At 71.7% G+C, this 13,392-nt stretch carries 11 protein-coding genes; 8 read left to right on the top strand and 3 right to left on the bottom strand.

All coding sequences use genetic code 11. From position 1 onward, the window contains the following. Nucleotides 1-23 precede the first annotated feature (23 nt). The 4 genes from ACWDVB_RS24505 (at nucleotide 24) to ACWDVB_RS24490 (ending at nucleotide 3,642) form a co-directional block, all read left to right on the top strand. On the top strand, nucleotides 24-926 hold the full coding sequence (locus ACWDVB_RS24505) for an ABC transporter ATP-binding protein (protein ID WP_451516621.1): 903 nt from the start codon (nucleotides 24-26) through the stop codon (nucleotides 924-926). Beyond that, nucleotides 923-1,678: an ABC transporter permease gene (locus ACWDVB_RS24500; protein ID WP_451516622.1), complete on the top strand. Its 756-nt coding sequence runs from the start codon at nucleotides 923-925 to the stop codon at nucleotides 1,676-1,678. The genes ACWDVB_RS24505 and ACWDVB_RS24500 overlap by 4 nt, the downstream gene beginning before the upstream one ends. 112 nt (nucleotides 1,679-1,790) lie before the next feature. Continuing rightward, entirely contained in the window at nucleotides 1,791-3,020 is a 1,230-nt protein-coding gene (locus ACWDVB_RS24495) for a sensor histidine kinase (protein WP_451516702.1), read from the top strand. Then, complete coding sequence (locus ACWDVB_RS24490) at nucleotides 3,010-3,642, top strand: response regulator (RefSeq protein ID WP_451516623.1); 633 nt, start codon at nucleotides 3,010-3,012, stop codon at nucleotides 3,640-3,642. The genes ACWDVB_RS24495 and ACWDVB_RS24490 overlap by 11 nt, the downstream gene beginning before the upstream one ends. Nucleotides 3,643-3,649: 7 nt before the next feature. Here the strand turns inward: ACWDVB_RS24490 and ACWDVB_RS24485 are convergent, their stop codons facing one another. The 3 genes from ACWDVB_RS24485 to glgX form a co-directional block, all read right to left on the bottom strand. Next, entirely contained in the window at nucleotides 3,650-5,026 is a 1,377-nt protein-coding gene (locus ACWDVB_RS24485; protein WP_451516624.1) for a carbohydrate-binding protein, read from the bottom strand. 174 nt (nucleotides 5,027-5,200) lie between these two features. Next, nucleotides 5,201-6,157, bottom strand: a complete 957-nt coding sequence (locus ACWDVB_RS24480; RefSeq protein ID WP_451516625.1) for a LysR substrate-binding domain-containing protein — start codon at nucleotides 6,155-6,157, stop codon at nucleotides 5,201-5,203. A gap of 90 nt (nucleotides 6,158-6,247) precedes the next feature. Beyond that, nucleotides 6,248-8,536, bottom strand: a complete 2,289-nt coding sequence (gene glgX, locus ACWDVB_RS24475) for a glycogen debranching protein GlgX (RefSeq protein ID WP_451516626.1) — start codon at nucleotides 8,534-8,536, stop codon at nucleotides 6,248-6,250. Between the two features lie 153 nt (nucleotides 8,537-8,689). Between glgX and ACWDVB_RS24470 the strand changes: the two genes are divergently transcribed. From ACWDVB_RS24470 to ACWDVB_RS24455, 4 genes are all read left to right on the top strand, one after another. Next, on the top strand, nucleotides 8,690-9,901 hold the full coding sequence (locus tag ACWDVB_RS24470; protein ID WP_451516627.1) for an Ig-like domain-containing protein: 1,212 nt from the start codon (nucleotides 8,690-8,692) through the stop codon (nucleotides 9,899-9,901). A gap of 232 nt (nucleotides 9,902-10,133) precedes the next feature. Then, on the top strand, nucleotides 10,134-11,372 hold the full coding sequence (locus tag ACWDVB_RS24465; protein WP_451516628.1) for a L,D-transpeptidase: 1,239 nt from the start codon (nucleotides 10,134-10,136) through the stop codon (nucleotides 11,370-11,372). 87 nt (nucleotides 11,373-11,459) lie between these two features. Then, on the top strand, nucleotides 11,460-12,227 hold the full coding sequence (locus tag ACWDVB_RS24460) for an enoyl-CoA hydratase/isomerase family protein (protein ID WP_451516629.1): 768 nt from the start codon (nucleotides 11,460-11,462) through the stop codon (nucleotides 12,225-12,227). Between the two features lie 307 nt (nucleotides 12,228-12,534). Beyond that, nucleotides 12,535-13,038 (top strand): ATP-binding protein, encoded by a 504-nt coding sequence (locus ACWDVB_RS24455; protein WP_055530097.1) that lies wholly within the window; start codon nucleotides 12,535-12,537, stop codon nucleotides 13,036-13,038. Nucleotides 13,039-13,392 lie beyond the last annotated feature (354 nt).

Raw genomic sequence — 13,392 nt, 5'->3', positions numbered from 1 at the left:
CGCCCACCAGCGATTCTCGGGACATGCCCCTCATCGAAGTGCACGGACTCAAGAAGGCCTACGGCGGCCGGACCGTCGTCGACGGCGTCTCCTTCACCGTCGAGGAGGGCGAGATCTTCGGCGTCCTCGGCCCGAACGGCGCGGGCAAGACCACCACCGTCGAGTGCGTCGAGGGCCTGCGCGTCCCGGACTCCGGGGCCGTCCGCGTCGCGGGCCTCGACCCGGTCACCGACCACGAACGCCTCACCCGCGTCCTCGGCGCGCAGCTCCAGCAGAGTCGGCTCCAGCCGAAGCTCACCGTCCGCGAGGCCCTCGGTCTGTACGCCGCGTTCTACCCGAACCCCGCCGACTGGCGGCCGCTCGCCGAACGCCTGCGCCTGACCGACAAGCTCGACAACCGCTTCGGCAAGCTCTCCGGCGGCCAGAAGCAGCGCCTGTTCATCGCGCTCGCCTTGATCGGCAACCCGAAGGTCGTCGTATTCGACGAGCTGACCACCGGCCTCGACCCGCGCGCCCGCCGCGACACCTGGCAGCTCATCGAGGACGTACGCGACAGCGGCGTCACCGTCCTGCTGGTCACGCACTTCATGGAGGAGGCCCAGCGCCTCTGCGACCGCGTCGCGGTCATCGACCGGGGCCGCGTCGCCGCCCTGGACACCCCGGCGGGTCTGATCAGCCGGTCCGCGAACTCCACCGTCATGTCGTTCACACCGTCCGCGCCGCTCGACGAAGGCGCGCTCGCGGCGCTGCCCGCGGTCACCTCCGTCGAGCTCCGGGACGGCCGCTACACCCTGCACGGCACCGACGAGACCGTCGACGCCGCCATCACCCTGCTCGCACGGCACCACATCACCGCCCACCAGCTCCGGGTCGCCGACGCGACATTGGACGACGCGTTCCTCGACCTCACGGGAGCATCGGCATGACCTCCACCAAGGCCAACCCCGCGCAGGCCGTCGCCAGGACCGAGTTCCGCCTCTTCCGCCGCGAACCGGGCACCATCTTCTGGACCATGGCGTTCCCCACCCTCCTCCTGGCGATCCTCGGCTCCATCCCCTCCTTCCGGGAGCCCGCCGACTCGCTCGGTGGGCTCAGGATGGTCGACGCGTACGTCCCCGTCGCCGTGCTGCTCTCCCTGATCATGGCGGGCGTACAAGCCATGCCGCCGCTCATCACCGGCTACCGCGAAAGCGGCATCCTGCGCCGCATGTCCACCACACCGGTGCGCCCCTCCGCCGTGCTCGGCGCGCAGATGGGCATCCACGGCGCGGCCGCCCTCGCCTCGTCCCTGCTCTCGCTGGCCGTCGGCCGCCTCGCCTTCGACGTGGCGCTGCCGCGCCAGGGATTCGGATACGCCCTCGCGCTCGTCCTCGCCGTCCTGTGCGGGCTCGCGCTGGGCGCCCTGGTCTCGGCGATCGCGCCCACCACCAAGGCGGCGACCGCGATCGGCTCCGCCGTCTTCTTCCCGATGATGTTCAGCGCGGGCGTCTGGCTGCCGGTGCAGGCGATGCCCGACGCGCTCGCCCGCGCCGTGGAGGCCACCCCGCTCGGCGCCGCCTCCCAGGCCCTGAGCGACGCCGCCGCCGGCGACTGGCCCGGCTGGGTCCACCTGGGTGTCCTCGCGCTGTGGACCGTGGCCCTGTCGGCCGGGGCCACGCGCTGGTTCCGATGGGAGTGACCGGCGCGTGCGCCGACTCGTCGACGACACTGGTCGCGTGAACGGGAGCAGAACCAAAAGTACGAGCAGGAGTACGGCGGACGCCACCGAGCTGCTCGAACAGCGCTGGACCATGTTCCACCGCTGGGGCCCCTACGCCCTCTTGGGCTTCAGCGTCCTCATGGCGCTGGCCACCAGCGACGTCATCGGCATGCCACGCGGCGACTGGTACGTGTCCGGGACCCTGGTCGGCGCGGGGCTGGCGCTCCAGCTGTGCTGGGGGGCGGCAGCCCGCTCCCGCCCCCCGGAGCCCTCGGCCGCGGGCACCGTCTACTACGTCCTGCGCTGGGTGATCGGCTTCACCCTCACCTGGCTCAACCCGTTCTTCGCGTTCTACGCCGTCGTCGGCTACTTCGGCGCCGAGCGGCTGCTGCCCGCGCGCCTGGTCAAGCCCGGCCTGTTCCTCACCGCCGTCACCATGTCCGGCTCCCAGTCCGGCGGTCTGCCGCCGGACGACGAGCTGGGCTGGGGCGTCTTCGGCGGGCTGCTCGCGGTGAACGTCGCGCTGCTCATCGTCTTCGCCCACCTCGCGGCACAGGAGGAACAGCGCACCCGCGACGCGGCCGCCACCATCGTCGAGCTGGAACGCACCAACACCGCGCTCCGGCAGGCCATGGACGAGAACGCCGCCCTGCACACCCAACTCCTCGTCCAGGCGAGGGAGGCGGGCGTCGCCGACGAGCGGCGCAGGCTCGCCGCCGAGATCCACGACACCATCGCGCAGGGCCTGACCGGCATCATCGCCCAGCTCCAGGTCGTCGCGGACGCCGAGGCCGCCGAGGACAGGGCGCTGGCCCGTACGCACCTGGGCCGCGCCGCCGACCTCGCCCGGCACAGCCTCGGCGAGGCGCGCCGCTCCGTGCACAACCTCTCCCCGACGGCCCTGGAGCACGACAGGCTCCCCGAGGCACTGAAGAAAACGGTCGCCGAATGGGCCGAACACACCCCCGTACGCGCCGTCTTCACGGTCACCGGCACCGCCGAGTCCCTCCACGACGAGATCGAGGCGACCCTTCTGCGCATCGGTCAGGAGGCCCTGTCCAACACCGCCCGGCACGCCCACGCCACCCGCCTCGGCGTCACCCTTTCCTTCATGGGCGACGAGGTCACCCTGGACGTCCGCGACGACGGTCGCGGCTTCGACCCGCTCGCCACGGCCGAACGCACCGGGTCGGGCGGCTTCGGCCTCGACGGGATGCGGGCCCGCGCCGAACGCATCGCGGGCTCCCTCACCGTGGAGTCCGAACCGGGCGGCGGGACCGCGGTGTCGGCTCGCGTACCGTTGGTGCGCCATGAGCACTGAAGTGATCACTCTCCTCATCGCCGACGACCACCCGGTGGTCCGCGACGGTCTGCGCGGCATGTTCCGTTCGGCCCCCGGCTTCGAGGTCCTCGGCGAGGCGTCGAACGGCGTCGAGGCCGTCGCCATGGCCGCCGAACTCGACCCGGACGTCGTCCTGATGGACCTGCGCATGCCCGGTGGTGGCGGCGTCGACGCGATCACCGAGCTGACCCGGCGCGGGGCCCGCGCCCGCGTCCTGGTCCTCACCACGTACGACACGGACTCCGACACGCTCCCCGCGATCGAGGCGGGCGCGACGGGCTATCTGCTCAAGGACGCCCCGCGCGAGGAGCTGTTCACCGCGGTGCGCGCCGCCGCCGAGGGCCGCACGGTCCTGTCGCCCGCGGTCGCCTCCCGGCTCGTCTCACGCGTACGCGCCCCCGGCAACGAACCGCTGAGCACCCGTGAGAGGGAGGTGCTCGCGCTCGTCGCCGAGGGCACGTCGAACCGCGCGATAGCCGCGGAGCTCTTCATCAGCGAGGCCACGGTCAAGACGCACCTCACCCACATCTACGGCAAGCTGGGCGTCAAGGACCGTGCCGCGGCCGTAGCGAGGGCGTACAGCCGCGGCATCCTGAGCTGACCGGCCGCTACGCCTGCTGCCACAGCGCCGGCGTGTTCGGCGGCTCCCAGCCCGGCTGCGCCTGGTGCGGCTGCAGGCAGCGGTACGTCGAGCCGCCGTACGTCACCGAGTCACCCGCGGCGTACACCTTGCCCGCCGCCCACGTGCCGCCCGGCTCCGGCTCGGGGCCCGGGCCCGGGTCACCGCCCGTGGTCTTCAGCGTGAGGCCGAACTGCTGGAGCAGCGGGTTGATCGGCTGGTGGAACGTCGTGCCGCCGCTGCGGCAGTTGCCCGAGCCGCCGGACGTGACACCCTGCGCCTGGCTGCCGGAGATGTAGGAGCCGCCCGAGTCGCCGGGCTCCGCGCAGACCGTCGTCCTGGTCACACCGCTGATGGTGCCCTCGGGGTAGGTGACACTGGTGTTGTGCTGCGAGATCGTGCCGCAGTGCCACCCCGTAGTGGAGCCCGACCGGCAGATCGACGCACCCACCGGGGACTGTGTGGAGCCCCCGACGCCGATCCGCTGGCCACCCGGGCCCTTCACGTACGGGGTGGCGGTCCACTGGGAGTTCGTGGCGACCCAGGCCATGTCCCTGCCGGGGAAGATGGACGCCTGGAACGTGCCCTGGGCCACCCGGTTGTAGCCGGTGGTCGCCGTGCCCGCGCGCCCGCAGTGCCCCGCCGTGGCGAAGCCCTGCTGCGCGCCCTTGGTGATGGAGAAGCCGATGGAGCAGCGGCCGCCTCCCATGTAGTACGGATCGCCGCCCACGAGGTCGTACAGCGGGCGGGGCCGTTCCTTGGTCCTCTCCACGTGTACGAGGGAGGAGTCGACCCCCGCGGCGGAGACGAGGGACTTGGCGGCCGACACCTGTACAGCGCGCACCACGACCGCGTTGGAGCGCACGTCGACATACCAGACGGGCGCGTCACGCGTCGTCGCCTTCTTCGCCGCGCGATCCAACTTGGCCTTTGCGGCGTCCAGTTGGGTCACCGAGTACGGCACGACACGCGCCCGCGCGCCGCGCGCCTCGATGAGCGGGACGTCGGCGGCGTCGGTGGTGGCCACGGTGAGCCGCTGGGATGTGGCGCCGTGCACCCAGGCGCCCGCGAAGTCACGGCCGAGCGCGTTCCGCAGGGCTCCCGCGTCGGCGCCGGCCTCGGCCTCGTTGACCAAACGGGCCTTGGCCTGCGCCGACGTGAGGCCGAGATCGCGCCGCATCGCCTGCAGGACTCCGGGAGAGGTCTTGCCGACGGCGGCGCTCTCGGCGGGGGAGGGGAACGGGGAGGTGGTGGCGGGGTCGGTCTGGGCCGCGGCGCTGCCGGGCAGTCCGGCGAGAACCAGCGCGCCGGCCGCGACGAGCGTGGCGCAGGCCGCTGCGGCACGTCTGTGGGGTATGGGGAGCATGCGGGGGATCTCCTCGGGGGCGAGGGGTGAGCGGGGATCGCCCCACACCGTAGAAGCCTCAACTGATCGCTCGACAGCTGTCAGTCGACCCCGGTACACGGCGTTATGGAAGACACGGGGAGCCCACCACGGCCCGTTCCTACGGGGAGGCTTGAACGCGGAGCAGGGCCGCTCCTAGGGGCGAGGCGTCACGGGGGACGCCGCCAGCCACGCCGTGTAACTCTCGCTGCGGGCCGCGGCCTCCGCGTGGACCGCGCGGGCCTGGGCGAAGACACCGGCCGCGGTGTCATGGGCGGGAGCCGCCGGGTGCCAGCCGAGCACATGCCGCCAGTACAGCGGCGTCCCCGCGAGTGGCCTGGTCACCAGGCCCGGCGTCGGCGGGAAGGTGGCCCGGCAGAGCCCCACCGCCCGCCCCACCTGCACCAGATGGACGCAGGAGGCGACATCCGCCTCGTACACCCGCGAGGGCGTGAACCCCGCACGCGCGCACGCCGCCGTGAAGCAGTCACCGAAACAGCCGTCCCCCGGCACGTCCGTCCACGCCTCGTCGGCCAGCAGCGCCAGGTCGATCTCCTGGCAGCCGGCCAGCGGATGGCTGGTCGGCAGCATGACGAAGACGGGGTCACGGCCCACCTCCCGCCACACGAGCAGCTCGCTCTCCGGCGGCGCGCTCGCCCCGCACGTCCCCACCAGCGCGAAGTCCAGGCGCCCGGCGGCCGTGCGGGCCGCGATCTCCCGCTCCGACCAGGACGTGTGCGTCGACACCGGCACCCCCGGATGCGCGGCGGCCAGCCGGTCCACCAGGGCGCCGAGCAGCGGCCCGTGCGTCGCGCCGAGCCGGAACCCGGCGCCGCCCTCCCAGGCCCGCGCGAACCGCTGCGCCTCCTCCCGCAGCCCGCTCACCGCGGGCAGCACGACCCGGGCCCGCGCCAGCACGAACTCGCCGAGCGCGGTGGCCCGCACCCCGTGCCTGCCCCGCTCGAACAGCTCCCCGCCGAGAGCGCGTTCGATCCGCTTCAGCTGTGCGCTCAGGGCGGGCTGGGCGAGCCCGAGCGCGGTGGCCGCCTTGGTGAGGCTGCCCGCGTCGGCGATCGCCCGGATCGTCTTCAGGTGCCGCAACTCCAGGTCCATGGCCCGAGCTTGGACCTGGGCCGCAGGCGCGGCAATACTCCGGTCTGGACCAAGCGGCGCACAGCGAACTGGAACAGCGTATTCCGAAGGCTAGGCGCCGACCCGCAGCAACAACACCGCCCGCGCCGCCACCTCCACCGCACTCCCGGCCCGATGCACGGTGCCGGGCGGCGCCCCCTGGTCCTCCAGCGCCGTGTCCACGATGACCTCGTACGACCGCGCCCACGGCGGCCCCGGCAGCACGAAGTCGGTCGGACGGTCCGCCGCGTGCAGGATCGCCAGGAAGCTGTCGTCGTCCACCGGCGCGCCCCGGGCGTCACGGCCGGGTATGTCGCGCCCGGAGAGATACATGCCGAGCGTCGCGGTCGGCGCGTACCAGTCGGCCTCCGTCATCTCCGTGCCGCGCGCCGTGAACCACGCCAGGTCCCGCAGCCCGTCCGCCGAGTGCGCGCGCCCGGAGAAGAACGCGCGCCGACGCAGCACCGGGTGGCGGTGCCGCAGCCCGATGAGGCGTGACGTCAGCGCGAACAGCTCGCGCCAGCCCGGATCCTCCCGCAGCCCCCAGTCGACCCAGCTGACCCCGTTGTCCTGGCAGTACGCGTTGTTGGAGCCGCCCTGCGTACGCCCCATCTCGTCGCCCGCGACGAACATCGGCACACCGGTGGAGAGCAGCAGCGTCGTCATGATGTTGCGCAGCTGCCGCCGCCGCAGCGCCGTGACGTCCGCGTCGTCCGTCTCGCCCTCGGCGCCGCAGTTCCAGGAGCGGTTGTCCTCGGTGCCGTCGCGGTTCCCCTCGCCGTTGGCCTCGTTGTGCTTCCTCTCGTAGCTGACCAGGTCCCGCAGGGTGAAGCCGTCGTGCGAGGTCACGAAGTTCACCGACGCGTACGGCCTGCGCCCGCCCCACGCGTACAGGTCGCTGGAGCCCGACAGGCGGTACCCCAGGTCTCGTACGTCCGGCAGCGCGCCCCGCCAGAAGTCCCGCACCGCCCCCCGATAGCGGTCGTTCCACTCGGTCCACAGCGGGGGGAAGGCACCCACCTGGTAGCCCCCGGAGCCCACGTCCCACGGCTCCGCGATCAGCTTCACGCGCCGCAGCACCGGGTCCTGAGCGATCACTGCGAGGAACGGCGAGAGCATGTCCACGTCGTGGAAGGAGCGGGCGAGGGCCGCCGCCAGATCGAAGCGGAAGCCGTCCACGCCCATCTCCGTCACCCAGTACCGCAGCGAGTCGGTGATCAGGCGCAGTACGTGCGGCTGGACGACCTGGAGCGTGTTCCCGCAGCCCGAGTAGTCGGCGTACCGCCGCGCGTCGTTCGGCTGGAGCCGGTAGTAGCCGCGGTTGTCGATGCCCTTGAGCGACAGCATCGGGCCCAGCTCACCGGCCTCCGCCGTGTGGTTGTAGACCACGTCGAGGATCACCTCGATCCCCGCCGCGTGCAGCGCCCGCACCATCCGCTTGAACTCGCCGACCTGCTGCCCCGTCGTCCCCGACGCCGCGTACGCCGCGTGCGGCGCGAAATAGCCGATCGAGTTGTACCCCCAGTAGTTCCTGAGTCCCCGCCGCAGCAGATGGTCCTCGTGCGCGAACTGGTGCACCGGCATCAGCTCGACCGCCGTCACCCCCAAGCGTACGAGATGGTCGAGCGCGGCCGGGTGCGCCAACCCCGCGTACGTGCCGCGCAACCTCTCCGGCACCCCGGGGTGCAGCTTGGTGAAGCCGCGCACATGCAGCTCGTAGATGACGGAGTCCGCCCACGGCGTCTTCGGCCGCCGGTCGTCCGCCCACTCGTCGTCCGGCGCGTCGTCGTGCACGACCACCCCCTTGGGGACGTACGGCGCCGAGTCCCGGTCGTCGCGCACGGTGTCCGCCACCTGCTGCTGCGGCCAGTCGCGCACGTGCCCGTACACCTCTGAGGGCAGCGTGAAATCACCGTCCACCGCACGCGCGTACGGATCGAGGAGCAGCTTCGCCGGGTTCCAGCGGGCGCCCGTCCACGGGTCCCAGCGGCCGTGCACCCGATACCCGTACCGCTGCCCGGGCCGCACGCCCGGCACGAAGCCGTGCCAGATCTCGTGCGTCAGCTCGGTCAGCGGACAGCGCGTCTCGACGACCTCGGGCCCCTCGGTGTCGAACAGACACAGCTCGACCGACTCCGCACCGCCCGCCCACAGCGCGAAGTTGGTGCCCGCGACGCCGTCGGGCCCGACCCGGAAGCGCGCCCCGAGCGGCGTCGGCGCCCCCGGCCACACCGGCCGCGTGGGCACCGCGCGCCCCGCGGGCCGCCTGCTCCCGTTCACCGCGGGGGCCGGCCGCTCGGGCGCCGCGCGCCCCTCCGCCCGTGCCTCCCGCACTGTCCCTTGCTCGGATGCGCTCGACACCTGTCAGCCTCCCGCGGCTCTGTCGGCCGACGCGTGAAGAAGGGCATACGGCGTCCCGGCCGCGGCTCCCCCTACGTCGTCCCTCCCACTGTTCTGCCCAGCGCACGGGTCGCACTCACGTTTCCATGAGCGAGGACGGTCGTTGGGACCCACGTGAGACAGGTTGCGAGGCGCGCACGGCGCGCAGGAGCCGCGCTGGCCGCGGCGGTGACATGGGCGGGCCTGCTGGCCGGGGCGGCGGGCTGCTCCGGCGGCGGGCTCGACGACGTCCTCGGGAAGTCGCGCTCGCCCGCGGACACGATCCGGGTGACGCCCGACGACGCGAGCAAGGGCGTCAAGCCCGACGAACGGCTGGAGGTGAAGGTCCCCGGCGGCCGTCTGGAGTCCGTCGAGGTCGTCCGGACGCAGGACGCGCAGCAGTTCGAGGTGCCCGGCCGCATCGGCGAGGACGGCATGAGCTGGCGGCCCCTGGACAAGAGCCCGCTCGCGGTCGCCGCCACGTACAAGGTCCACGCCGTCGCCCTGGACGGCCACGGCCGCCGCTCGGCCCGGCACACGACCTTCCGGACGGACGTCCCCGACGAGCGCTTCGTCGCCTACGTGGCGCCCGAGAACCGCTCCACGGTCGGCACCGGAATGATCATCTCCCTGGAGTTCAACCAGGAGGTCGTCGACCGCGAGGCCGTCCAGCGCGCCATCCAGGTCAGCGCGCGCCCGGCCGTCGACATCCGCCCCCACTGGTTCGGCAGGACCCGCGTCGACTTCCGCCCCCAGAAGTACTGGAAGCCCGGCACCAAGGTCACCGTCGGCCTGCGGCTGCGCGACGTCCAGGCCGCCCCCGGCGTCTACGGCCTCCAGGACAAGACCTTCGCGTTCACCGTCGGCCGCCACCAGGAGTCCCTGGTCGACGCGGAGGCGCACACCATGGAGGTGCGCCGCGACGGCGAGCTGATCTCCACCGTGCCGATCACCGCGGGCGCCCCCAAGACCACCACGTACAACGGGAAGATGGTGGTGACGGAGATGCTGGAGGTGACCCGCATGAACAGCCGCACCGTCGGCTTCGGCGGCGAGTACGACATCCCCGACGTGCCGCACGCCATGCGCCTGACGACCTCCGGCACCTTCCTGCACGGCAACTACTGGGCGCCGGACGCCCCCGGCAACACCAATGTCAGCCACGGCTGCGTGGGCCTGCGCGACGTGAAGGGCGGCAGCTCGAAGACGCCCGCGGGCTGGTTCTTCGACCGGAGCCTCGTCGGGGACGTCGTCGAAGTGGTCAACAGCAATGACAAGAAAGTCGCTCCCGACAACGGCCTCGGCGGCTGGAACATGGAGTGGAAGGACTGGGTGAGGAACCGCTGATCCCCCGGGTGGACCCCCGGGCGATCGCCAGGTGACGGCCGGGTGATCGGCGTACGACCACCAGGTGATCATGATCCGCCCGCACCCCACGGGCAGTTGGAACGGAACGGTGACATTGGCGGGGAGTCATCGCCCGGAACCATATGGTTATCTATCGCTTGCGCGTGTCTGAAACGCGCGGGTGCACTGGGGTGCGGGCCTGGATCCAGGCCGTGCGAGGGGAGACAACATCTTGAACGGGCGACCGATATCGGGGACGTCGGTTGACGCGCGCACGCGCGTGCGACGGCGGGGCGCCAAGGGCCTGACGGCGGTGCTGTCGGGAGCGGCACTGCTGATGGTGGCGGCATGCGGCGGGTCAGGCTCGGACGCGGGCGACGGCGGCGAGGACGGGGCGGACAAGAACGCGCCGTCGGCGGCCGTCGTGACGATAGCCCCCAAGGACGGGGCGAAGGCGGTGGCGACCAGCGGCGCCCTGAAGATATCCGCGGACAAGGGCAAGCTCGCCGAGGTCAAGGTCGAGGACAGCAAGGGCAATCCCGTCCCCGGCAAGATCACTTCGGGCGGTGTCGGATGGGCGCCCGCGCACCACCTCGCGGCGGCCACGACGTACAAGGTCCACGCGGTGGCGAAGGACTCCGAAGGCCGCGCGTCCGCCAAGGACACGTCCTTCACGACGCTGACTCCCAAGAACACCTTCGTCGGCCAGTTCACGCCGGAGGACGGTGCGAAGGTCGGCGTGGGAATGCCGTTCTCGGTCAACTTCACGCGCGGCATCACCGATCCGGACGCCGTCGAGAAGGCCATCGAGATCAAGACCGAGCCGTCGGTGCCGGTCGAGGGCCACTGGTTCGGCAACGACCGCCTCGACTTCCGCCCGGAGAAGTACTGGAAGGCCGGCACGAAGGTCACCGTCAAGCTCAACCTCGACGGCGTCGAGGGCCGCCCGGGCGTCTACGGCAAGCAGGCCAAGACCCTGAACTTCACCATCGGTCGCAGCCAGGTCTCCACCGTCGACGTCAAGACGCACCAGATGACGGTCGTCCGCGACGGCAAGCGGATCAAGAAGATCCCGATCACCGCGGGCGCACCCGGCACGACCACGTACAACGGTCAGATGGTCATCAGCGAGAAGCTCCAGGTGACCCGGATGAACGGCGAGACCGTCGGCTTCGGCGGCGAGTACGACATCAAGGACGTCCCGCACGCGATGCGCCTGTCGACCTCCGGCACGTTCATCCACGGCAACTACTGGTCGGGCGGCGCCTTCGGCAACACCAACGCCAGCCACGGCTGCATAGGCCTGAGCGACGTGCGCGGCGGCTACAGCAAGACGACGCCCGCCGGATGGTTCTTCAACAACTCGATGATCGGTGACCTCGTCGTGGTGAAGAACTCCGCGGACAAGAACATCCAGCCCGAGAACGGCTACAACGGCTGGAACATGCCGTGGGAGAAGTGGAAGGCGTAACACCGTTCCCTGAGTGAGGAGGGGCCCGGCGCACTGTGACCAAGTGCACCGGGCCCCTCGGCGTCGACCCCCGCTAACGTGCCTGTCATGACCGCACACCTCGAAGTCGCCGAAGGCGTCGGCACGATCCGACTCGACCGTCCGCCCATGAACGCCCTGGACATCGCCACCCAGGACCGCCTCAAGGAGCTCGCCGCCGAGGCCACGCGCCGCGACGACGTGCGCGCCGTGGTGATCCACGGCGGGGAGAAGGTGTTCGCGGCCGGCGCGGACATCAAGGAGATGCAGGCCATGGACCACGCGGCCATGATCACGCGCTCCGGAGCCCTCCAGGAGTCCTTCACCGCCGTGGCCCGCATCCCCAAGCCCGTGGTCGCCGCCGTCAACGGCTATGCCCTCGGCGGCGGGTGCGAGCTGGCGCTCTGCGCGGACTTCCGCGTCGCCGCGGACAACGCCAAGCTCGGCCAGCCCGAGATCCTGCTCGGCCTCATCCCCGGCGCGGGCGGCACCCAGCGCCTGGCCCGCCTGGTCGGCCCGTCCAAGGCCAAGGACCTCATCTTCACCGGGCGCCAGGTGAAGGCGGCGGAGGCGCTCGCCATCGGCCTGGTGGACCGCGTCGTGCCCGCCGCCGAGGTGTACGAGCAGGCGCACGCCTGGGCCGCGCGGCTCGCGCGGGGACCGGCCATCGCGCTGCGCGCCGCCAAGGAGTCCATCGACGCGGGCCTGGAGACGGACCTCGACACGGGCCTGGCCATCGAGCGCACGTGGTTCGCGGGTCTGTTCGCCACGGAGGACCGGGAGCGGGGTATGCGGAGCTTCGTCGAGGAGGGCCCGGGCAAGGCGAAGTTCGTATGAATTCCCTTCAACCCCCCTTCGGCACTCTCTAACTCCCTTGGTCACCCGTCCAGTTGAGTCTGCCGTCAGCCGGGCCCGTCCCCCGAAGGGGCGGTTCATCGTCGGCTTGACAGAGCCTTGAGCCCGCCCTGTCCGAGGTGCCGGTCGGTCACCTATGAGCGGGGTGTCATCGCAGGTGAGCGCGGCTTCTCCGGCCCATTTCTGCCATTGGCATATGCCTACCACGCCCCCCGGAATGTACGGTTCCGGGGGGCTTATTCCTTCGGAACCGCCCCGTAGGGCGCCCTGGGCGGCCATGATGGGGGGCATGGCGGGGCTGGAGGGTTACGAACGGCCGCGGCGGCACGGGAGTGCGACCGCGGCGCGCTGGTCGCCGGCGGTGGAGGACGAACACGCGCTGAAAGCGCTGGAGTTGTTCGGCAATCCGACGGACGCGGAGGTGCCGCTGCCGTCGCGTCCGGAGTCCGCCGCCATCGCGCGCCGCCTCGCCCAGGTCGTCGTCCTGCGCCACTGGCACCTCTCCCCGAAGCTCACCGAGGACGTCGTCCTGCTCGTCTCGGAACTCGTCGGGAACGCCGTGCGGCACACCGGTGCCCGCGTCTTCGGTCTGCGCATGGAGAAGCGGCGCGGCTGGATCCGCGTCGAGGTCCGCGATCCCTCGCGGGGGCTGCCCTGTCTGATGCCGGTCCATGAGATGGACCTGAGCGGCCGCGGCCTCTTCCTCGTCGACAAGCTCTCCGACCGGTGGGGCGTGGATCTGCTGCCGCGCGGCAAGACGACGTGGTTCGAGATGCGGGTCTCCGACCGCTGACGACCGCGCCGTCCCTGCCCCCGCCCCTGCCCCCGCCCCGGATACGCGAAAGCCCCCTGCGGCCGCGGTCGGGCACGGTGGGGGCTTTCGTGAAGCGCCGTGGACTTTTGGGGTGTGATCCACGGGCGCCGAAGCGACCTGAGCCCGGGTCAATGGGGGTCGTGTCCCCGACTATGGCAGACGGGGGCCGACGATCCAAAAGCCCCTACCCGCCCATATGGGGACAAAGGCATACAGTTTAGAGGTGAATCCTTGGTGAGATGGGACACCTGCCTGGTAAACGCTGGTTAAGCAGAGGCTGTGACAGGCGATAAGCAAGGCTTGGGGGAGGCGGCGGACCCTGCCCAGGAAGAG

The organism is Streptomyces sp. NPDC003379 (assembly GCF_053589195.1).
This window is presented reverse-complemented; position numbering and strand designations above follow the sequence as displayed.